12 protein-coding genes are annotated in these 20,445 nt (G+C 58.4%); 3 read left to right on the top strand and 9 right to left on the bottom strand.

From position 1 onward, the window contains the following. The first annotated feature begins 2 nt into the window (after positions 1-2). Entirely contained in the window at positions 3-2,048 is a 2,046-nt protein-coding gene (locus tag CCHOA_RS04295) for an alpha-1,4-glucan--maltose-1-phosphate maltosyltransferase (protein WP_123927336.1), read from the top strand. 265 nt (positions 2,049-2,313) lie between these two features. Continuing rightward, positions 2,314-4,530 carry a 1,4-alpha-glucan branching protein GlgB gene (gene glgB, locus CCHOA_RS04290; protein ID WP_123927333.1) on the top strand — a complete coding sequence of 739 codons (2,217 nt, stop codon included), beginning with the start codon at positions 2,314-2,316 and terminating at the stop codon, positions 4,528-4,530. A gap of 175 nt (positions 4,531-4,705) precedes the next feature. Here the strand turns inward: glgB and CCHOA_RS04285 are convergent, their stop codons facing one another. From CCHOA_RS04285 to CCHOA_RS04245, 9 genes are all read right to left on the bottom strand, one after another. Next, positions 4,706-8,353: a choice-of-anchor M domain-containing protein gene (locus CCHOA_RS04285; RefSeq protein WP_123927330.1), complete on the bottom strand. Its 3,648-nt coding sequence runs from the start codon at positions 8,351-8,353 to the stop codon at positions 4,706-4,708. Positions 8,354-8,636: 283 nt separating this feature from the next. Further along, positions 8,637-9,527, bottom strand: a complete 891-nt coding sequence (locus CCHOA_RS04280; protein WP_123927327.1) for an anchored repeat-type ABC transporter permease subunit — start codon at positions 9,525-9,527, stop codon at positions 8,637-8,639. Continuing rightward, complete coding sequence (locus tag CCHOA_RS04275; protein WP_245992195.1) at positions 9,521-10,525, bottom strand: metal ABC transporter ATP-binding protein; 1,005 nt, start codon at positions 10,523-10,525, stop codon at positions 9,521-9,523. The genes CCHOA_RS04280 and CCHOA_RS04275 overlap by 7 nt, the downstream gene beginning before the upstream one ends. Positions 10,526-10,732: 207 nt before the next feature. After that, the gene (locus tag CCHOA_RS04270) at positions 10,733-11,884 is read right to left on the bottom strand and encodes a choice-of-anchor M domain-containing protein (RefSeq protein WP_164472386.1); all 1,152 of its coding nucleotides are present in this window, start codon (positions 11,882-11,884) and stop codon (positions 10,733-10,735) included. 636 nt (positions 11,885-12,520) lie between these two features. Then, the gene (locus CCHOA_RS04265) at positions 12,521-14,362 is read right to left on the bottom strand and encodes a metal ABC transporter solute-binding protein, Zn/Mn family (protein ID WP_123927321.1); all 1,842 of its coding nucleotides are present in this window, start codon (positions 14,360-14,362) and stop codon (positions 12,521-12,523) included. Beyond that, positions 14,359-16,281: a TIGR03773 family transporter-associated surface protein gene (locus CCHOA_RS04260; RefSeq protein WP_164472385.1), complete on the bottom strand. Its 1,923-nt coding sequence runs from the start codon at positions 16,279-16,281 to the stop codon at positions 14,359-14,361. The genes CCHOA_RS04265 and CCHOA_RS04260 overlap by 4 nt, the downstream gene beginning before the upstream one ends. Before the next feature lie 369 nt (positions 16,282-16,650). Next, on the bottom strand, positions 16,651-18,006 hold the full coding sequence (locus CCHOA_RS04255; RefSeq protein WP_123927314.1) for a Na+/H+ antiporter family protein: 1,356 nt from the start codon (positions 18,004-18,006) through the stop codon (positions 16,651-16,653). 463 nt (positions 18,007-18,469) lie between these two features. Further along, complete coding sequence (locus CCHOA_RS04250) at positions 18,470-19,342, bottom strand: tetratricopeptide repeat protein (RefSeq protein WP_123927311.1); 873 nt, start codon at positions 19,340-19,342, stop codon at positions 18,470-18,472. 140 nt (positions 19,343-19,482) lie between these two features. After that, the gene (locus CCHOA_RS04245) at positions 19,483-19,803 is read right to left on the bottom strand and encodes a thiamine-binding protein (RefSeq protein ID WP_123927308.1); all 321 of its coding nucleotides are present in this window, start codon (positions 19,801-19,803) and stop codon (positions 19,483-19,485) included. A 154-nt stretch (positions 19,804-19,957) separates the two neighbouring features. Between CCHOA_RS04245 and mce the strand changes: the two genes are divergently transcribed. Then, complete coding sequence (gene mce / locus CCHOA_RS04240; RefSeq protein ID WP_123927305.1) at positions 19,958-20,416, top strand: methylmalonyl-CoA epimerase; 459 nt, start codon at positions 19,958-19,960, stop codon at positions 20,414-20,416. The last annotated feature ends 29 nt before the right edge of the window (positions 20,417-20,445 follow it).

Raw genomic sequence — 20,445 nt, 5'->3', positions numbered from 1 at the left:
ACGTGGAAGCAACAGTAACTGGACGGCTCGGCATCGATGATGTTCGTCCCCGGGTCTCTTGCGGATCGCTGCCAGCCAAGGCGGTGGTCGGAGAGGTTATTCCGTTGTCTGCACTGTGCTGGCGGGAAGGCCACGATGCGCTAGCTGCCGCGGTCGTGATGACTTGGCCGAAAAACGCCGATCATGCAACCGGGAAAACCAGCATTGCAATGCGCCCTAATCCGATGAATCCGGATGAATTCCATGCCTTGTTTGTTCCCGATGTCGAAGGCACCTACACCTTCAAAATTGAAGCCTACTCAGATCCGGTAGCCACCTGGCGCCATGCGGTCACAGCAAAAATCAACGCCGGACAAGGACCTGTCGAGTTAGCGAACGATCTCGAGTGGGGTGCACGACTTTTTGAACGTGCCTGCCGCGGCCGAAGCAAAGAACAAAAACAACAACTGACCGATGTCGTGGCATCGTTGCGCGGCGACGACCCTGATCTGCGGGCACGAGTCGCCCCAGCATTCGCCCCCGAAGTTGAACAGATGCTGGCGGCAAAGCCGTTGAAAGATCTCACCACCCGATCGAAAACCTTCAAAATTGAAGTGCAGCGCCGCAAAGCTCTGTTTAGCTCCTGGTATGAGCTCTTCCCCCGCTCCACAGGAACCGTCAACGAAGACGGCAGCATCAACCACGGCACGTTAGCAACCACCGCCGATGCCCTCGACCGGGTTGCTGCAATGGGCTTCGACACCGTCTACTTCCCACCGATTCACCCCATCGGAGAAATCAACCGCAAAGGTCGCAACAACACCCTTACCCCTGAACCTGGCGATGTTGGTTCGCCGTGGGCAATCGGCTCGAAAGACGGCGGCCACGACGCAATCCATCCACAGCTGGGCACCATCGAAGATTTTGATGCGCTCATTGCCAAAGCAGAATCACTCAACCTTGAAGTTGCCCTCGACCTGGCATTGCAATGTGCCCCTGACCATCCGTGGGCGGCCGAACATCCAAACTGGTTTACGGTACTTCCCGACGGCACCATCGCATATGCGGAAAACCCGCCGAAGAAATACCAAGATATCTATCCACTGAACTTCGATAACGATCCCGAAGGCCTCTACCGCGAGGTGCTGCGAGTCGTCGAATTCTGGATCAGCCACGGGGTACACACCTTCCGCGTTGATAACCCGCACACGAAACCAGCGAACTTCTGGGAATGGCTCATCGCCCGCGTCCACGAACAGCATCCGGAAGTCATCTTCCTTGCCGAAGCGTTCACCCGCCAGGCACGCCTCTACGGATTGGCGAAAGCTGGCTTCGACCAGTCGTACACCTACTTCACCTGGCAAACCAGCAAATATGACCTCACCAAGTTTGCCGAAGAGATCGCCTACCGAGCCGATATCTGCCGTCCAAACCTGTTCGTCAACACCCCAGATATTTTGCACGCCTCCCTGCAATATGGCGGCCGTGGCATGTTTGCCATCCGCGCAGCACTCGCTGCCACCATGTCGCCACTGTGGGGCATGTATTCCGGCTACGAGCTCTTCGAGCATGAGGCGGTAGCACCGGGCAGCGAAGAATATCTCAACAGCGAAAAATATGAGCTGCGGCCGCGTGACTTCCAAGGTGCCGATGATCGTGGCGACTCCCTCGAGCTGTTTATCACCTCGCTCAACGAGATTCGCAAGAACAATCCGGCACTACAGCAGCTGCGAGAGATCACCTTCCACCACACCGAGTCGGAAGAGATCCTCGCCTACTCGAAGGTCGATGCGGCAACCGGCAACGCGGTACTCGTCGTTGTGAACTTAGATCCCTACAACGCCCGCGAAACCACCGTGCACCTTGACCTCGCCCGAATCGGCCAAACCCCAGGTAGCCAATTCGACGTGCACGATGAACTCACCGGTCACACCTACAGCTGGGGCGAACACAACTATGTGCGCCTCGAACCGTGGAGCAACGTAGCCCACATTTTCCGTCTGCCGCTAGTCCCAGCAGAGCGTCGAGCAGCAATCGCCTTCCGCCGCATTGACCGTTACCAAGACTAATGCTTCTGTGACGCCACCACACTGTGCCTTCGGTACATAACCAGCAGCTGTGGTGGCGTTCACCGCTACTGCCCCACCCGCCCGGAGCGTCGCCAGCAACACTGGATGACGCGCCGGACTGGGATGCGGCGTTGCCGAATTTGCTTTCACACTTTGTTGGCGAATCGCAAACACCTGGTGCTGTCAGCTACCACATGCTTGCAGTTTCGCCCCCACTTTTCGCAGGATGTCCTGTGATAATACGAAGGATGGTGTTTCCCACCTCATGAACCAAGCCGAACTCTTCCCACGTCTTTTGATCTCCGACGAGGACATGTACCTGTTGCGTATTTGTCGCCACCACAATCCGCATGCGGTGCTCGGCTGGCATCGAGTTGGGGAAGACGCAGCTGATGATTATCTGTCGGTGATTCGCACCCGCCAGGTTGGTGCCGAATCCGTGGTTGCCATCGTTGATGGGCTGGGCGAGTTTCCGCTCACCCCAACCGGTGACGATTTCTTCGTCGGCGGGTTACCTACCCCAGATCCTCACGCCTACCAATTCCGCATCACCTGGTCTGGCGGGGTGGAAACCACCCTGGCTGACCCTTACAACTTTCTGCCCACACTCGGCGAGATGGATTTGCATCTTATTGCCGAAGGACGACATGAAAAATTGTGGACGGTACTCGGCGCCCACTTGCGATCCTTTGAATCTCCGCAGGGGACGGTCACTGGCTGCTCCTTTGCTGTGTGGGCACCAAACGCAAAAGGCGTTGCCGTCATCGGTGACTTCAACGGCTGGAACTGCACCCAGCATCCGATGCGTTCGCTGGGATCAAGCGGCATTTGGGAGATTTTCATCCCGGGTGTGACGGAAGGGTCGGTGTATAAATATGCCATCCACACCCCGGATTCCCGCCGTGATAAAGCAGATCCGATGGCGCGCCGCGCAGAAATCCCACCAGCAACTGGCTCAATCGTCACCGCCTCCCACTATGAGTGGAATGACCAGCAGTGGCTTGACAAGCGGGCAGCCACCGACTGGCAGCATGAAGCGATGAGCGTCTATGAGGTGCATCTCGGATCGTGGAAGATCGGTGAGGATTATAAGGAACTTGCCGACGATCTTGTGAACTATGTTGCCGATTTGGGCTACACCCACGTGGAGTTTATGCCGGTTGCCGAACATCCATTCGGCGGCTCTTGGGGCTATCAGGTTTCCGGCTACTATGCTCCCACCTCGCGCTGGGGTGACCCGGATGGTCTGCGCTATCTCATCGACAAGTTCCACCAGCGTGGCATCGGTGTGCTTGTCGACTGGGTGCCCGCCCACTTCCCAAAGGATGACTGGGCGCTTGCCCGGTTTGACGGCCCTGCCCTCTATGAGCATCCCGACTGGCGTCGCGGGGAACAAACCGACTGGGGCACCTATGTGTTCGACTTTGGCCGCAACGAAGTGCGAAACTTCCTCGTGGCTAATGCCTTGTACTGGATCGACGAGTTCCACGTTGATGGCTTGCGGGTCGACGCGGTGGCCTCGATGCTGTATTTGGACTATTCCCGTAAAGAAGGCGAATGGGCACCGAACCAATATGGTGGCCGCGAACATCTGGAGGCCGTGCAGTTCCTCCAGGAGATGAATGCCACTGTGCATAAAACCTATCCAGGGGTGCTCACAGTTGCGGAAGAATCCACCTCCTGGCCGGGGGTTACCGCCCAAACAGAGCACAATGGGCTCGGCTTTTCCATGAAGTGGAATATGGGCTGGATGAATGACACCCTCGCCTATTTCAAGGAAGATCCCATCAATCGCTCGTGGCATCATGGCATGATCACGTTCTCGATGGTGTACGCCTATTCGGAGCGGTTTATTTTGCCAATCTCCCACGATGAAGTGGTGCACGGCAAGGGGTCGCTATGGACCCGTATGCCAGGCGATGCTTGGAATAAGGCCGCCGGGGTGCGTGCCCTGCTCGGCTATATGTGGGCGCATCCTGGTAAGCAGCTGTTATTCCAAGGGCAAGAATTTGCGCAACGCCAAGAATGGTCAGAGGCACGGTCGCTTGACTGGGGCGATATGGAAGGCTGGGAAGGCGAATATCACCGCGGTATTCACCAACTCGTTGCAACGTTGAACGACACCTATCGCAACAATCCTGCCCTGTACACCCTTGATAGTGATCCGGCCGGGTTTACCTGGGTGAAAGCCGATGATGCCCAGTCGAATGTGCTGGCGTTTACCCGGCAAGGCGCCGGCGGTGAGCAGCTGCTGTGTGTCTGTAACTTTGGTGGTGCGTCGCATCAGGAATACACCGTTGGTATGCCGCAGGCGTCGAAGTGGAAACTGGTGCTCAACACCGACGATGCACAGTTTGAAGGTGCCGGCAATGATTTGAAAGAGGAAGTCTCTACGCTCACCTTCCCGTGGGACGGGATGGCCGACTCGTTGACGCTGCATATTCCGGCGATGAGTGTGCAATGGTATCTGCGCGTTGACTAGATCACCTGCGTAAGCTAGCTGCTGTCGTCGAGCGCCGCAAAGCCCACCTGCATGAATCTCACGATCGTGCAGGTGGGCTTAGTGGTTGTGGAGGTTTACATGCATTCGCCGCTGGGTGCAGCCTGGGATGCCAGCACAGTTTTCCCGCTGGCTGCACCCACCGTTGCATTCCGGGCTACGGCTTCGGTGTGGCTGTAGTGGTGTTACGGGGACGTAAAACGCTGATGAGCAGGCCAAACGCTGCGAGCATGGCAGCCAATCCAAAACCGATCAATCCACCGGCAACCGTATCTTCCAGGTTTCCAGTGCTGGCAAGATGAGTCGGCTGTTCTTTCCTGGCAGCATCGAACGAGTGGAAGTCCCCACCGCCGGTGGCGCGTGCCGACTGGGTGGAGGTGGTCGCCCGGTTTGCCACCGCCGATCTTGTCGCGGAGTTGTCCGCAGTGGATTGTCCCGCAGTGGTGGCACCGTGTGGTTGCGACGAAGCGGGTTTGCCCCGCAACGCAACCGGCCGGCCGGAAGATGCAGTTGCATTAGCAGTCTGCTGCGGTGGAGGGGATACCTGCTGGCTCGTTGCCGAATTACGGGCTGCCGCCACCGCCCCTGTAGGATGGCTGGCCGCGGTTGGTGACCGGTCTGGTTGTGTACCGCCGGATGCTTCAGGTGAGCCTGATCCGGGGGCACTGGTGTGGCTGCTACCACCCGGTGGTTGGGCGGTGGGCAAAGCAGGTGTGGATTGCTGCCCTGCTGGTTGTTGTTGTGGGAGACGTAAATAGTACGAGTGGGCAAGCGCTTTTGCCGCAGTTTCTGCTTGTTTCCCGGTCGCCACAATCGCGGGGGCTAACACAGCACCTGAGGTTGCGGCAGCAGTGAGCCACGAATCAGTTGTGCCAGTGGAGGTCTGCCCGGTTCGCTGTTTCGGCTTGGAGTTTGCACTAGGAGAAGGTTGATCTGCATCCGCAGTGTTTGCTGTATCCCCTGCCCCACTGGGTGGTGTATTAATAGCTGACGTGTCTGCTATTGCCGGGTCTGCAGCGGTGTCTTCAGGGTGGGCTTCGCCCGGCGCGGCAGTGGGATTTTCTTCGGATGCTGTTTCGGTTGGCGGTGTAGTCGCTGATGAATCAGGGACCGGAGTTGATTCGTCCAGGGTTACCACGGGTGCAGGTGTATCCAGCGACTTGAGATGACTTGCAGCTGCCTGAATCCAATCGTCGCCCACAACAAAGTGGGCATCTAAGGTGGTGGTGTGATCCACCCCGGCAGTGTCGGTGAATGTGTAGGCAAATGTTGCCTTATATAGCCCAGGTTCGGCGAACCACAACGCTTGATGGTCGTGGGAACCGCGCGGATAGTGCACCGTCGCTGTTGGGTCGGCAGAATCTAATCCGACCGCTACTTCCCCGGTGAGCAGTACATGGCCGGTGACCATGCGGCCAGGGCCGGTGAAGTGTTGTAGTGACACAGTCACCCCATTGGTTGGTTGCTCCCGCAGCTGATCGGTAGAGAAACCGACCCACGGTTGATCGGGAAGCTGTACCTGTGGAAGGGTGTAGACCTCACGGGCAAACCCTAGCTGTTGTTGTAATGCCGGCGGTACGGAAAGCAGGGTGCTGTCGGCGACTGCCACCGCAAAACTGCCGGATGGACGGTAGACCGGTCGCACTGGATCGGCAGCGTCATGCAGGAGAGCCTGCGGGGCACTGGTTGATCCGACGAGTGCGAAATCGAGATGACCTTGGGTGATTAGTGCTTTCGCGGCAGGCCCCCAGGTGCGCCCAATCAGCTGTTTGCGTTCGCTTCGGCTAATCGGCTTGCTAGCTGGTGGGGTGTCTGGTTGGTCGGCGGGTGTTGGGGTGTTCGTGCTGTCTGCTGCAGCGGGTGCAGTAGTGGGCGGTGCGATGGTTGCTGCATTGTCACCGTCTGCGGTAGCCGCTGTGTCACTATTGGCATCCGCTGTTGTGGCGCTGGTATCACCCGGCTCGTTCGCAGGTTGCTCCGCAGGGGTTGTCGGGTGGGTGGCTGCCGGGGTGGTTGGTGTGTGGGGGTTGCTGTGGTCAGTTGGGTGATCGGTGTGTGTTGCAGGTTTGTCGGGGTCGGTGGGGTTGGACGGGTTGATGGTGGCAGTGGTGGGCAGGATTGGATAGTCGAAGGGGTCGGCGGTGGTGATGGTGCGGCTGCATTGCCGGTTGGGGTTGGTGGGCAGCAGGTTCGTTGCGCCATGTTTGCTGCGCCAATAGTTGATGGTTTCGTTGCCGACAATGAATCGAAGGTTAACCCAGCCGGAGGTGTAGTCGCCGCCAGGGGTTTGGCCGCGGACGGTGATGGTTTGTTGATAGATACCTGGTGCGCTGATGAGTGCTTGCACGGGATGGGTGTCAGCGGTGAACAGTTGGAGGGGTTTCGTGTTCGCCCCACCGGTGGTGTAGACCGGGGTGAAGGTGCCTTGTGTGTTTACACCGATAGCGATGAGTCCTGCGGCACCGGTTGCCGCATCGGGTGAATAGATGAGTTTTTGTTCGTTGAGTTTGGTGTAGTCGATTCCGGTGGTGTCGAAGATGAGTTGGGCTGCGGATTCCCCGGCGGTGGCGGCGGTGGTGAAGAAACTGTTCGTGCCTGCCCGGGTGATGAGTTCCCGCAGATACGGGTCGTGTTCGTCGGCGCAAACAAGTTGATCGTCTGGGATTTCAAGCCAGACGGTGCTGCCGAGTTTGTCGCCGTGGTCGGTGGTGAAATAGGGTTCGAGATAGTCGTCTTCATCGTAGGCCAGATGGTTGGTGACAGCCCCGGTGGTGATGGTGGTTGCAAGCGTGTCTGGTGGCCAGGCGGCCGTATATTGTTGGGCGAGGGTGGTCTCAGCGATCAGGGGTTGGGTGCTGGTGATGGTGGGGGTTTGCCGGCCGGTGGTAGTTGGGGCAGCAAGTCCCATGGATTCGCGAATGGATTCGGCCGTGGTGCCGGTAGAGCCTAGACCAATACTGGTGCCCGCCGGGAGATGAACGTCGCCGTCGCTACCGACGAGCCAATATTGGGTGATGGGGGCGGATTGTTCGATGCTTCCGTCAAAATGGCGGCCGCGGGCTTGCCAGGTGATGGTATAGATCCCTGGTTTGCTAAATGTCCAGTTCATGTGGCCGTGTCCGCCAACTTCGACGGTGCGGCGGCGGATGTCGCTGCTGGACAGCAGGCGGATTGCTCGATCCCAGCCGGGAAGATAGTTAAAGACTTCCATGTCGCCGGGGCCGGAAAAGTCGGTGATGCTCAGCTCGATGGTGTTGCCAACAAAGTCGGTGGGGACAGCCCATTCGTGGGTGGGGTCGAAGGCACCGAATCCTGCCCAGATGGGTCGCCAGCCGTCGGTGAGTTCGAATGGGGCATGCCACAGGATTGTTCCGGGGGCGCCGAGGAAACGAAGTTTCGGATCGTCGGGAACTACCATCCGGGAGACTTCCCGGCCGGCGAAAGAGTCTGGCCCAAGGCGCATGCAGACCTGGTCGCTGGGCAGGACTTCTGCCCCATCGACGGCGGCAATGGTGAGTTCGCCACGGCTGTCCCGGGTGATGTAGGCGGCATCAACATGGCCGTGGTAGAGCAATTTGCGGCCCGAGCAGACATGGGTGCTGCCGGTGGTGGTGTCCACAGTATCGGCGGGAAGGGTCACCGGTGAACTGCCCAGGCCCGGACGGTGGGCGGGACGATGTTCCACGGTGTTGGTAGAGGGTTCCGCAACTGCAGGTGCGGCGGGGATGGTGAGGGTGGGGGCGGCGATGATCAGGCTTGCGGTCACGAGTGCCGCAATACGCCGAATTAGGGGTGGGATGGTCATCGGGGTGGTGTTCTCTTTCGCTCCACTGGGTTGGCTACTTGGGTTATGTGGCGGCGGGCCACAACACCCATCACCCCACAAATGATAATGAAAACCAGTTCAATTAACAATGGGTGGTTGCTAGCCCCTGTCGCTGGCGCGATATTTCCTCGTTTGCTCACGGGCATGGCCGTCGCGGCCTGCTGCCGGTGACGACAATCCTCCCCGAATAGCAAACAACCACTGTCATAGAACAATCCATGACAGTGGTTGCACCACATCACGCCGCACCGGCGCAACGGGTTTATGCGGCTGCGGATTGCTGCCGCCGGCGCCAAGGTTGAAAGCGGACGAGCCGGCGGCCGATGAGCCCACGCGGCCCCACAAGCCACACCAGGAAAAACACGGCAGTCAGCGAAAGCACAATCGCAGCCCCAGTGGGCACATCGATACTCCAGGCGAAATACACCCCAAAGAACGACCCCACTGCCCCGATCACTGGGGCAATCACCAACATTGCTGCCACGGAATTGCTCACCAGTCGTGCCGTCGCAGCCGGGGTGATCAGCAGAGCAAGTACTAAAATATTGCCTACTGTTTGCACACTTACCACCACTGCGATCGCCACCACCACATAGAGCACCACATCCACGAAAGCCACTGGCACCCCGAGACTGCGGGCGGATTCCCGATCAACTGCCACCACCACAAACCAGTGATGCATCACCACACACACCACAATGACTGCCACTGCGGTGGCGGCAACAACCAACACATCCACGGTGGACACCCCAGTGATCGAACCGAATAAAAACGTCGACAACTGGGCGGTATAGCCATTGACCCGACTAACAATCACCACACCGACAGCGAAAGCGGCCGCCATCAACATCCCAATGAGGGAATCTTCCTTGATCTGTTGTTTCGCCGCGAACATTGCCACCAACACAGCAACCGCGATCCCGGCAATCGCACCGCCAAGCAGTAACGAACCCCCGAAGAGGAACGCCAACGCAATACCGGGAAACACAGCGTGACTGACACAGTCCCCGATAAAGGCCATGCCCCGCAGCACTACATGCACACCGACAATCCCACACACCACCGCAGCAAGCATCGCCACCATGATTGCCCGCGGCAGAAAGGGCAAACTCGGATTAGTGATGTCAGCGAAAAAATCCAGCAGGCTTACCATGTGCCCTCCTTCCCCGCAAAGCCCCCACTGCCGGCGCGGCCAGCCGACGCCGAATGAGCGTTTCGATCCTGGTCAGGGGTTCCATACCCCGGACAGCCAGCTGTCTGATGAGAAGGCTGCCCGGGATGCTGCCCACCCTGGTGGCCGGCAGCAATCGATGCTGCATGCCCGCTCACCGATGCCGTTGGTGGATTGTAGTCAGGAGGCTGTTGCTGCATGACCGATGCGGTGGGGACTGCACCAACTGTGCGCAACAGATGATGATCCTCGGGAACCGCAAAGGCCTGCATCCACACTTGTGGGTCTTTCAGGTCGGCAGGGCGACCAAAGGCTTGCACAGATTGCTTTAGAATCAGCATCCAGTCGCAGCCATCCATCGCACTTCCCAACTCGTGGGTGGTCATGATCACCGTCGTGCCTTCCTTCACCAGGTTGCGGCAGGTCTGCAGCATGGCAGCCTCCCCTGGCATATCTAATCCAGTATTTGGCTCATCAAGCAGGAGCACCCGCGGCTGTTTCACCAATGCTCGCGCAAGCAGCACCCGTTGCCGCTGCCCCCCAGACAGCGCCGCAATCGGTCGATCATGTAATGCTTTCATCCCTACCTGGTCAAGCGCTGCACCAACCTGTCGCCACTGCTCAGCAGTCGTGCGATGCCATGGACGGCGCCCCCGCACCAGACCAGTCGCCACCATTGTTGACACATTTAAAGGAAATTCCCAGTCAATATTGTGTCGCTGCGGCACATAGCCGATAACGTTGCGCCGGTGCGCGGAGGCTATCCCATCGACCCGAATCTCGCCGCGATAATCCACCATATTGAGTATTGCCCGAAGTAATGTGGTTTTCCCCGCACCGTTAGGGCCGACAATCGCAATAAACTGCCCGGCAGGAAACGCCACAGAAACCTGATCGAGTACGGTTCGCGAACCGAAGTGCACCGTGAGATCTTCGATCTCTAGGGCGGATTCCACTGCCATCGTGTTCCTCATATTCATCTTCGTTTGCTGGGCACCTTGGGCACCATGCAACACTGCTGATGCGCTCACTGCCGCCGACCTGGGTGCTGCCCACCACCGGCGCATGTTGCCAAATCTAGCGATAGTTCGAGACATCATGCCCGCCGGTGAAACAGGAAAACACCTGCAGCTCTACCCCACCAACTGTGTTTTGCACTGCGGGATGTGTGCCTTGACTCTACGGGCTTAGTCCTCGAGTGCTTGGCGGCGCCGTTTCGCGTTAAGCACCGCTGCCACAGCTGCCACAATACCGGCAACCACAAGCAGACCAACTGCGATACCAATAAGCGGGGTTCGCTGTGCACTACTGCTGCTATCTGCTGCAGTCGCCGCTGTAGCGGTTGCAGCATCATGATCGTGGGTCTGCCCATGGTCGTGGTCGTGATCCGCATCCTCACCATGATCATGATCGTGGGCATGGTCGTGATCACCATGGGAATGGTCGTGATCATGGTCGTCCTCGCCGTCATGGTGATGATGTCCTTCGACGGTAGTGACCGATCCGCCATGATCGTGATCGTGGGTAAAACTTGCTGACCCATCCAACAGCCCCACGTTTGCCTGCTGTGCCGACGCGGCGGCTGCCTGCACATCAGCATCGCCAACAGCAAAGGTCAGCACAGCTTTAGCGGCTTTTTCTTCCCCTGCAGTTGTGCTACCAATAATGGTGACATCGACCGTATGCACCCCAGGTTCACTAAATACCCAATTCACATGGGCATGCGAGTGCAGCGGCACAAACATCGACTGTGGTTCGTTATTTGCAGACGTGTAGATCACCTGCGGGCCGCCGAATCCCCCAGATTGAACGAAAATACTGGCAACACCTGGGCCGTGATGTTCCCCAAATTCAAAGGTGATCCCCCGCTCGAACTGCTGCGTCACCGCCGGTGATTGGGTTGACCAGCCCAACCACGGCACCCCCGCGACCTGATTTTGGGGTACCGCCCACACTGTGGCACCTGCGGGGGCGCCAACAAAGTCATAAGCCGGATCATCGGGCACGGTGATCGCTGCCTGGTCGTTAAGGACAAACACCGCGTCAGAGAAATACCGCCACACGGGTGGGGTTGCAGTATCGTCCCGAAACAACAGACGCATGTCGTCATCAACGATCACCGGCCCGATATCGATATGGCCAGCGTCAATTACCACCGGCGTCGACGGCGGAGCGATTGTTTCATCGGCGGTGACGGTTTGCGCCAAATCACTGTGGGCACTTTGCGCCCCGACTGGGGACAATCCACCGACCGCCACAGATAATGCCAATCCGGTGGCCCCGCATAGTCCAACGATGGTGCGCATCCACTGTGCTCGTCGCTGTGGTAGTGATCGCATAGTCATCCTTTTCCGCTGTTGCTGATCGTGATGTGTATTTTCTTTTTCACTCGTCATAATTCGCCAACCGGTGCCAGGTGCCTGCCTCACGTGTTGTGCAGGCCGATTGGTTGCTTGCTTGTCGCCGCTGAACACTTGAGAACGCATGCTGACTGTCGCCTCTGTGAGAAAACAGTCAACCATCCCCACGGGTTTCCAGGGGCTGTGCTGGGGCTATGTTGATTGCTCCCAAGTCCAGCCAGTCCTGCTGTTTGCAAGGTGTTGTTGCTAGTCGTTGTTGTAGCATCTGCAACCTGCTGCCCTGCTTGCAGCAATAGTGTTTGGTGAACGCTGGTATCGCAGGACACGAGTCCAAGGTGTTTCACCGCAGCGTTGTCACTACGCAACGGTGTGCGTCGTTGACAAGATCCCGCGGCCGACCACCCTGGGGTTGCACTTCCCACTCCTTGCGGCCGGAACAACAACCGGTTCGCTCGCGAGTCGGGAGGTTCGCCACAGGTTGCGTTCACCGGTGAAACGAAGTGAAAACTGCATCGCAAGGCCGCCGGGTTGGCTGTCACCCAACCCATTCTAAATGAAAAGCTTTGTCAAAAACAACTGTGTTGTGAGAACACTCATCCAGCCTGCCAAGCCTGCCTACTGCCCCGGCCGATGGGCGTATGCCTGGCCTGGCAGGGGCGCCGCAATCTCCCCGGCAAGGGTGTCATCCCCACCTAAACAAGCTGCTAACCAACGCGCATTGGCGATAATCATGTCGTCAACATGGTGGACTTCATCATCGAACACATCACCCCAAATCGGACAGATCGCCACCTGTTGCGCCTCCGCCACCCGCCGCAGATCCTTCGAGGTTGCGCTGAGCGACGGTTCGATAAATACTGCCGGCAGTTGCAGCGACGACAACGTGGCTGTTAGCGCCTGCAGGTCGCGGGGGGTGGGATCAACCCCCGGGTTGGGGCTGACAAACCCAGAAATACTCACCCCATACGCTTTACCGAAGTAGCCATAGGCGTCATGGGTCGTCACAAGGTGCCGATTCGCCGGTTCGATGGTGTCAATAAGCTGGCGCACGGTTTGATCGACACCGGCGAGGCGGTTGAGATAGTCACTGGTCGATTGGGTGTATGCAGCAGCCCCGGCCGGGTCAAGACGGATGAGTTCGTCACGGATGCGTTGGGCAAATGCACTGACGTTTTGCACGTTCTGCCACACATGGGGGTCGATCTCACCGTGGACATGTTTCCCGATTACTGCTTGGCGCAGCATATAGGCTTCCGAACCGGGTCGACCAACTGCCCGATAGCGGGCATCCCCGGGGACCAGTTGCAGGGTTTTCGCCGGCACGTCGATAACTACCGATTCCACGGGAAGTTCGGCGTCAGCTGCACAGCGCGCCGCCAGTGCGGCATTGTCAGACGGTGTGGCGACCGCGCCTGCAGCCTGACTGTTTATCTGATCTTCTCTATGCGCGCCTGGCTGGTCATCTCCATGCTCGGTGGTGTGGTCGTGATCAGTGGACTCACGGTGACTAGCTAGATCTGGTGTCTGATCAGGGGTGTGGGTGTGGCCAAATCCTGCCTGCTGACATGCGGGATCATCACTTTCCCGGTGCAGACTTAACTGGTGCTGCTGCAAATCAACGGCTAGGTCAACATGGCCGTGGTCGATAATGGCCAGCGGGCTGCCGTCAGCTGCGGTGGCAGTATGCGGATCCACCCCGACTGCGAAGGTGACCGTGTCACCGCCAAGTGGGGTGTCCGGGATATCACCGCCAACAAGTGCCGCGGTAAAGGACAAGGTGTAGATCCCCGGTTGTGTAAACAGCCAAGACATGTGGGTGTGCGCCTGGGTGGGCAGCAGCAAGGTGTCGTTGCGGGTATCAAAACCGTCACGGGAATTGAAAAACACTGTTGGTTCCCCGAAGGTGCCGGTGACAAACGCCGCCGCATCCCCAGGACCGGTCATTGCTGTTGCGGTGATCGCCACCTGGGCACTAGCCCCGTGGCTGGTGTCGCCGCCGCGACCAGCAACCGCCACTCCCAGCCACACCGTATCAAGGGCTAAATCTTCCACCAAGGGGATGAGGGAAAGATCGTAGGCGCCGGCGGTTTCGGCCACCTCCACATGTGTCGCGGACGGTCGAAGATTCGCGGTGACCGTATCGATCAAGGATTGCTGTTCCAGCAGCAGATGATTGGAAAATGCCACATCGGCGTTGGCGACAGCCCGAATGCTGCGCAAGGTTGGCTCAAAGGTGTGTGGATCAGCACCGTTGGGCACCAGGGAAGTCACCCGCGCCCGGTCACCGGCCACATTCCGGGCGATATCCGCCAGAATCGGGGTGGTAGTAATAACATCTAATACCCCATCATCGGCCTGCGGCTGTGGCGCACTTGTACAGCCTGCTGCCAGCAGTGCGACGCTTAACACTGCAGCGATCCGCTGAAGGGCTGTACTACATCGTCTCCTGTCACTCATAGACGGCGCCCCCGCAGCACCAAGGCCGCCCCATAAAGCGCAATTCCGCAGGCGCTGAACCCCACTGCGCCAACGATCGGTGAGACTCCGGTGCCTGGCAACGTTGCGCCGGCGCCAAGTGCTGCCGCATTGACGGCATTAGTAGCAGTACCGTCCCCATCGAAGGATGCTCCTGCCGCCGTCACCGCAGTCTGCGCGCCGCCTTCTGGGGAGCAGGGAGATCCATCAGCACGACGATACTGTGTTGTCGTTGTCACACCAGTTCCTATCGTTGAACCCAAATCGTAATGGCCATCACTTGCAGTTGTTGTCTGCCCGACAGCAAAGAACACTTCAGCATAGCCGGTGAGGGTCTCCCCGGTGGTGGCCTGGACTCGTTGCTCAATGGTGAGGTGGTAGTCACCGGGGGCACTAAACAGCCAGTTGGGATGTACATGGGTGTTGCGCGGTAGCGTCACTGATCCGCTGGGATTGCCAGGGGTTGCCGAAAACCACTGTTCACCGACGATGGTGCCGAAATTCCCGGAGGTAAACACTTCCACATTGCCGGGTCCTTCCATACCCACCAACCGCCACTGCACCGGCGAGTCCGTCGCCGCCAATAATGCCGGATCCATGGTATTTGCCCCCAGCCAGGGCACCCCTTGCACCTGTGTGGAGCCGATCATATATCCCGGCGTGCCTGCGGCAATATTGCCGATTGCCGTCGGGGTGACCACCGCTGCCGCCGAAGAGACACCAAAGCGAAGCTGTTCCGGGGCGACCGCCACTGGTGGCGACTGCGTATCGTCGTGAATCACCGGAATCAGTGTCATCCCCTCAACTGGGGCAGTCACCGGGAGGCATTCCGCAGCAGGTAAATCCTGTGCTGCCGCTGATGGTTTGGCCGCAGCAGCGGAACTAGCAACATTATCGCTTGCTGTGCCGCGCGGCATCGATGCAGCCGGGGAAGACGCAGCATCGTTTCCTGGTGCACCAGCGAGCGACGGCGATTCAGGTTTCGCTAATAAAGAGTGGGGACTTGCCACCCACACCGACTTCCCCGGGGTGGTAAGCCACCGGTCGGTGAGCGGATTAAAACCACCGAGTCCAGGGAATCCACCGCGAATCGGTGGGCGGGTTGCCGTTGTCGCATCAGCCGCAGCGGCGGTGCTCGACGGTGACGAAACAGTGTGTTGCGGCTCTTCCCCGCCAGTCAACCGGGCACTGGCCCCAGATGCCGACTCCCCAGTCGGTACCATCCCTGCGGATGCACCAGCACCCCGATACTCATCGCCCACTGTAAATGTGTAGGTTTTCGGTGCTGTATGCAGCGCCCCGGCTTGCGCCTCGACGGTAAGGGTGTAGACCCCCGGGGCGGAAAACACCCAATAGGCGTGCACATGACCTGGGCGGGGTTGCACCAACTCGGCACCACTTGCCACCGTATAACCACCATCGGCCAGCAGTGGTGCAAGTTCTGCGGCAAGCGCCCCAGCGGTGGTTGCCAGCGACACCACTCCAGGCCCGGTGACCTGCACAAAGCGCAAAGTCACCGCAGATAAACCCGCCGCCGCAACCGCACTGGTATCCCAACCAGGCCACAAGATACCGGGTCGTTGCACCAATGGCAGCACATATCCCGCGTCGCCAAAAGTCGCCAAAGGACCTGGCAGCGGCGCAAGCAGTGCGGCATCACTGACGTGCAGTTCTACCTGGGCTGGATCATGCACCACGCCATGGCCGGTGACATCTTCCCGCAAATCCAAGGCAAGCTGACCTGCCGGGGCGGATACGGAGAAAATATCGGTATGCCCCTCGTCCAAAATGAGACGCTCTTGCGCATGTACCGGCCCGATAGTAAAGCACAGTATGGCGAGGATGCTGGCAACAATGCTGCTCCTTCGCGCGACGACTTCCCTGCCCCGGGTTGCCCGCATAATCGGCACAGTTCCTTCCCGGCATGCGTCGTAGCCTGCACACATCCCCACCACAGCGCGGATTCACTAGGAGCAGTAATCGACCGCACAGCGCTGCCCAGGAGGGAGGTACGACCCAAACCTCTAAATGAAAATCTTTGCCTTTAAGCTACCCGTTTCTGAAATTGTTTTCAATAAGGCGGGTTGCTGCCAGCTTCTGCGCACTGCCCCACCTCTTTCCCCCTACGCGCCCCGCCCACCGCACCCTCCCCGCCACGGATACATTGAGCATGTGCCCCCCCCTGAACAACACCAACGTGGCAGGGACACCAAGAAGGTTGTCCCTGCCACGGGAAAGTCAGTGAGCCGGAGGAGGCAATCAGCTCGGCATTAGAGCACCATTGCGGCAAGCCATCCTGCAGCAAGCAGCGGCAGGTTGAAGTGCAAGAAAGTCGGAATGACCGAATCCCGAATATGATCATGCTGCCCGTCGGCATTGAGCCCCGAAGTAGGGCCTAGGGTCGAATCGGAAGCCGGGGAACCAGCATCACCAAGAGCACCAGCGGTGCCGATGATTGCAACCGTTGCCAACGGTGAAAACCCGAGTGTTGCACACAGTGGCACATAGATGGCGGTAATAATCGGCAATGTTGAAAACGATGAACCAATCCCCATCGTCACAATCAAACCAACAATCAAAATTGCCAATGCAGCCAGAGCTCGGTTGCCTTGGAATAGCTGCGCTGCCGCTTCCACCAGTGACGGAATTGCTCCAGTCTCCTGCATCACCGCAGCAAATCCTTGGGCAGTGATCATGATAAAGCCAATCAAGGCCATCATGCGCATACCTGCACTAAAGACATCATCAGCCTGATTCCACTTCACCGCCCCGGTGGCCATGAAAATCCCCAACCCAAGCAGCGCACCTACCAGCAACGAGTCCGCGTCAGTGTCAAGTGCATTGAGGTACAGCTGCACACCGAAACATGCAGCAATAGCAATCACCGAAACCACAATGTTGTAGGTTTTTATCTCCGGCTCGGCATCGCCGGCGGTAACCGCAATAGGCCGCGGCTCATACACCCGTGGTTTTCGGTAGCTGACAAACACCGCAATTAGCAGCCCCACCACCATGCCAAGGGCAGGAATGCCCATAGCGTGCATCACTGAGATGCCGCTGGTATCCATGCCGGCCTGTTCAATATTGCCGAGCAGAATCGTATGCAGGAAGATCCGGCCGAAGCCCACCGGCAAATACATGTAGGTGGTCACCAGACCAAAGGTCAACACACAGGCCACCAAGCGCCGATCCAACTGCAAGGTATTCATCACCCCAAGCAGTGGCGGAATGAGCAGCGGAATAAAGGCAATATGCACCGGAATGAGGTTTTGCGACATTACTGCCATCGCCAAAATTCCCGCAATCAGCCCATATTCGGTGATTTTTACCGCTTTCATCGAGCCGGTTTTCTCCCCGTGGGCGATTCGGGCAACCAACCACTGTGCCAACAGTTTCGGCAACCCAGCACTTGCAACCGCCATGGCGAACGCTCCAAGCAGTGCATACGACAGGGCAATCGTCGCTCCCCCGCCGAGGCCTTCTTGGAAGGCAACCATTGTTCCGGTAAGACCTAATCCTCCCAGCAGGCCACCGATTACCGCCCCCACAAGCAGCGCAAGTACGACGTGTACCCGTAGGACGGCTAAGAGCAAGACCACGATCACAGCAGTTAAGACAGCATTCACAACAGGAAAGCTTAACCAGATGAAGGTTTATTAAACAACTAGCTCAGCTCAAGCGGGGGCAAAAATTCAGCTGCTTCACACCTTGTATCGCGTGCACCCACGCCAACCTCGCAACGGTAGCCAGCACCACAGCAGCAGGTGGAACCTCACCGCATCCCCCAGCGGCGAGCTTGCCCAGACCCTGTGCGACAACCATAGGTTTTCCTGCCAATCTCAGCGCGACCAGCTGCGCTGTTGATTGTTGCAGGCAAAGCGAAACGCCGCTGTTTCAAGTCGATTACGGTCGACCAACACACAGCGGCGCAAAGAAAAACCGGCATGTCCAATAGCTTGGAATAGCATCACACGAGCAAGCTCTGCTCAGGCAGCAATCCGTCCGCACGCGGGCGGATACGCAGCAAATCTGCGGTGCTCCAACAGTCGGGGATGTCCCGGATGAGGTTTACAACTTAAGTGCTAGCAATTAAAACAGGGCGCTAGCCATGCGTCGCCGCACGTCAATCACCAATGCTTGGGTTGGCTCGAAGAGCGCCAAAATTTCCACCAGCCGAGTGCGTACCCGCTGCTTTTCCTCCCCGTGCCGGGTGGCAAGCAGGTTGAGCAGATGATCAAATCCCGCGGCCGGATCGCCACCAGCAATCAGCGTATCGGCTTGCAGCATCTGTTCGTCGAGTTCGTCTTCCGCCGGCGCGGCAGCCGCTAGCCGTTGCGCAAATCGCACATCGGCGCGAAGCCGTTCAAGTTCCTTGTGGGCGGGTTCGCTAGCCTGTAGCGCATCAATGGCAGCAAGCGCCTCGGTAAATTCGCCGGCATCGCGCTGTGCCTCAATCGCTGCAATGCGGGGATCGACTGGTGGTTGTGCGGACGGTTCATCTGCCGCCGGCAGCCCGGAAAGTTTACCGTCTACTGCTTGCAAAATCGCATCAATCCAACCGCTAAGCGCTTCTGCCGGCTGTCCACCTTGAAAGGACGTGATCGGTTGGCCACCGGCAAGCACTAACACCGTGGGCAGCCCTTGCACCCCAAGCATTTGTGCTAGCTGCGGCTGCGTATCGGCATCAACATAGGCGTAAATCCACCGAATAGGCGACTGGGCTTGCGCCAATTCCGTGAAGTTGCTGTGCAGCGACTGGGAATCCGGTGAACGCTCAGTGCCGATGTGCACAACCACCGGCACCTGCGCGGAGCGCTGCACGACTGCCTGCTCAATGTTGGTGTGATCTACCATTACGACAGGTGCGACAGATCCGGCAGTTTCCTGCTGCGGGGTTTGCGCCTGAGTGTTCACAGCGGAAAGATCAATCGCCCCACGGGCGAAACGGTCAGGAGTGGTCATAGCGGTACAGCCACCTTTCCTAGCAGGGCGCAACGCGTCGGTGTATCGTTGCTCGCCACTAGCATAGCGGGCAGTGCAGTATTCACAGCAGTTTTCCCCGGCCAGCAACCAGGCTGTTCGCCAATGGCGAAATCTGCGACCTATGCTCCAAAGGTTTCCGGATCGCCGATCCTTGCATTGACCGCATCCACTTTGGCTGCAAGTTGTCCGGTATAACCGGGGCGAATATCGGCTTTCAGCACCAGCCCCACGCGCGGGCTCACCGCCAATACGGCTTCGGTGGCTTGTTTCACCACTGCCATTACTACATCCCACTCACCTTCGACAAGTGTGAACATGGCATTCGTTTCATTCGGAAGTCCCGACTCCCGAACCACGCGGACGGCTGCGCTGACAGCATCAGCCATCTCAGCTTCCGCATTCGGGACGACAGTTGGGGCAACAGAGAACGCGACAATCATAGCGCCATTGTAGGGAAACTCCCGGGTCAACAGAAGAAATCCGCAATTTGGGCATTGATAGTCCGACATTGACGCCCGATTGTGTCCGTTTTCACGATTGTGTGGCGGGCAAACCCCTGTCACACCAGGTTGCAGCGGACTACACTTACAAAGCATGAGTCATGACATTGCATCAATCGAAATTCCGCACGAGTATGTGATTTGCCTCGACCACGTCGGGATCGCTGTGCCGAACCTGGACGACGCACTCGAGTTCTACCGGGCAAACTTCGGCTGGGTTTGCTTGCACCGCGAAACCAACGAAGAGCAAGGCGTGGAAGAAGCTATGGTCGGTCCGAAAAATATCGGCACCACCGATGGCCAAATCCAACTGCTCGCCCCGCTGAACGAGGAATCCACCATCGCCAAGTTCATCGACAAAAAAGGCCCAGGCCTGCAGCAGATGTGCCTGCGCACCAACAACCTTGACGCCCTCAGCGAACACCTGCGCGCCCAAGGCACCCGCCTGCTCTACCCGGAGCCAAAGATCGGCACCGGCGGATCGCGGATCAACTTCTGCCACCCGAAGGATGCCGGCGGTGTGCTGCTCGAGCTGACGGAACCAGCTCAATAGCTTCCAGCTCATCACAGGCAGACCCGGTG

The organism is Corynebacterium choanae, assembly GCF_003813965.1.
GTDB classification, from domain to species: Bacteria; Actinomycetota; Actinomycetes; order Mycobacteriales; family Mycobacteriaceae; genus Corynebacterium; species Corynebacterium choanae.
The sequence above is the reverse complement of the archived record's forward strand: the minus strand, read 5'-3'. Positions and strand labels throughout refer to the sequence as shown.

Bases quoted from the DNA above. Each gene is read 5' to 3' on its own strand.
- glgB (WP_123927333.1), top strand. From the start codon at position 2,314: ATGAACCAAGCCGAACTCTTCCCACGTCTTTTGATCTCCGACGAGGAC.
- CCHOA_RS04270 (WP_164472386.1), bottom strand. From the start codon at position 11,884: ATGCGATCACTACCACAGCGACGAGCACAGTGGATGCGCACCATCGTT.
- CCHOA_RS04285 (WP_123927330.1), bottom strand. From the start codon at position 8,353: ATGACCATCCCACCCCTAATTCGGCGTATTGCGGCACTCGTGACCGCA.
- CCHOA_RS04280 (WP_123927327.1), bottom strand. From the start codon at position 9,527: ATGGTAAGCCTGCTGGATTTTTTCGCTGACATCACTAATCCGAGTTTG.
- mce (WP_123927305.1), top strand. From the start codon at position 19,958: ATGAGTCATGACATTGCATCAATCGAAATTCCGCACGAGTATGTGATT.
- CCHOA_RS04275 (WP_245992195.1), bottom strand. From the start codon at position 10,525: ATGAATATGAGGAACACGATGGCAGTGGAATCCGCCCTAGAGATCGAA.
- CCHOA_RS04265 (WP_123927321.1), bottom strand. From the start codon at position 14,362: ATGAGTGACAGGAGACGATGTAGTACAGCCCTTCAGCGGATCGCTGCA.
- CCHOA_RS04260 (WP_164472385.1), bottom strand. From the start codon at position 16,281: ATGCGGGCAACCCGGGGCAGGGAAGTCGTCGCGCGAAGGAGCAGCATT.
- CCHOA_RS04250 (WP_123927311.1), bottom strand. From the start codon at position 19,342: ATGACCACTCCTGACCGTTTCGCCCGTGGGGCGATTGATCTTTCCGCT.
- CCHOA_RS04245 (WP_123927308.1), bottom strand. From the start codon at position 19,803: ATGATTGTCGCGTTCTCTGTTGCCCCAACTGTCGTCCCGAATGCGGAA.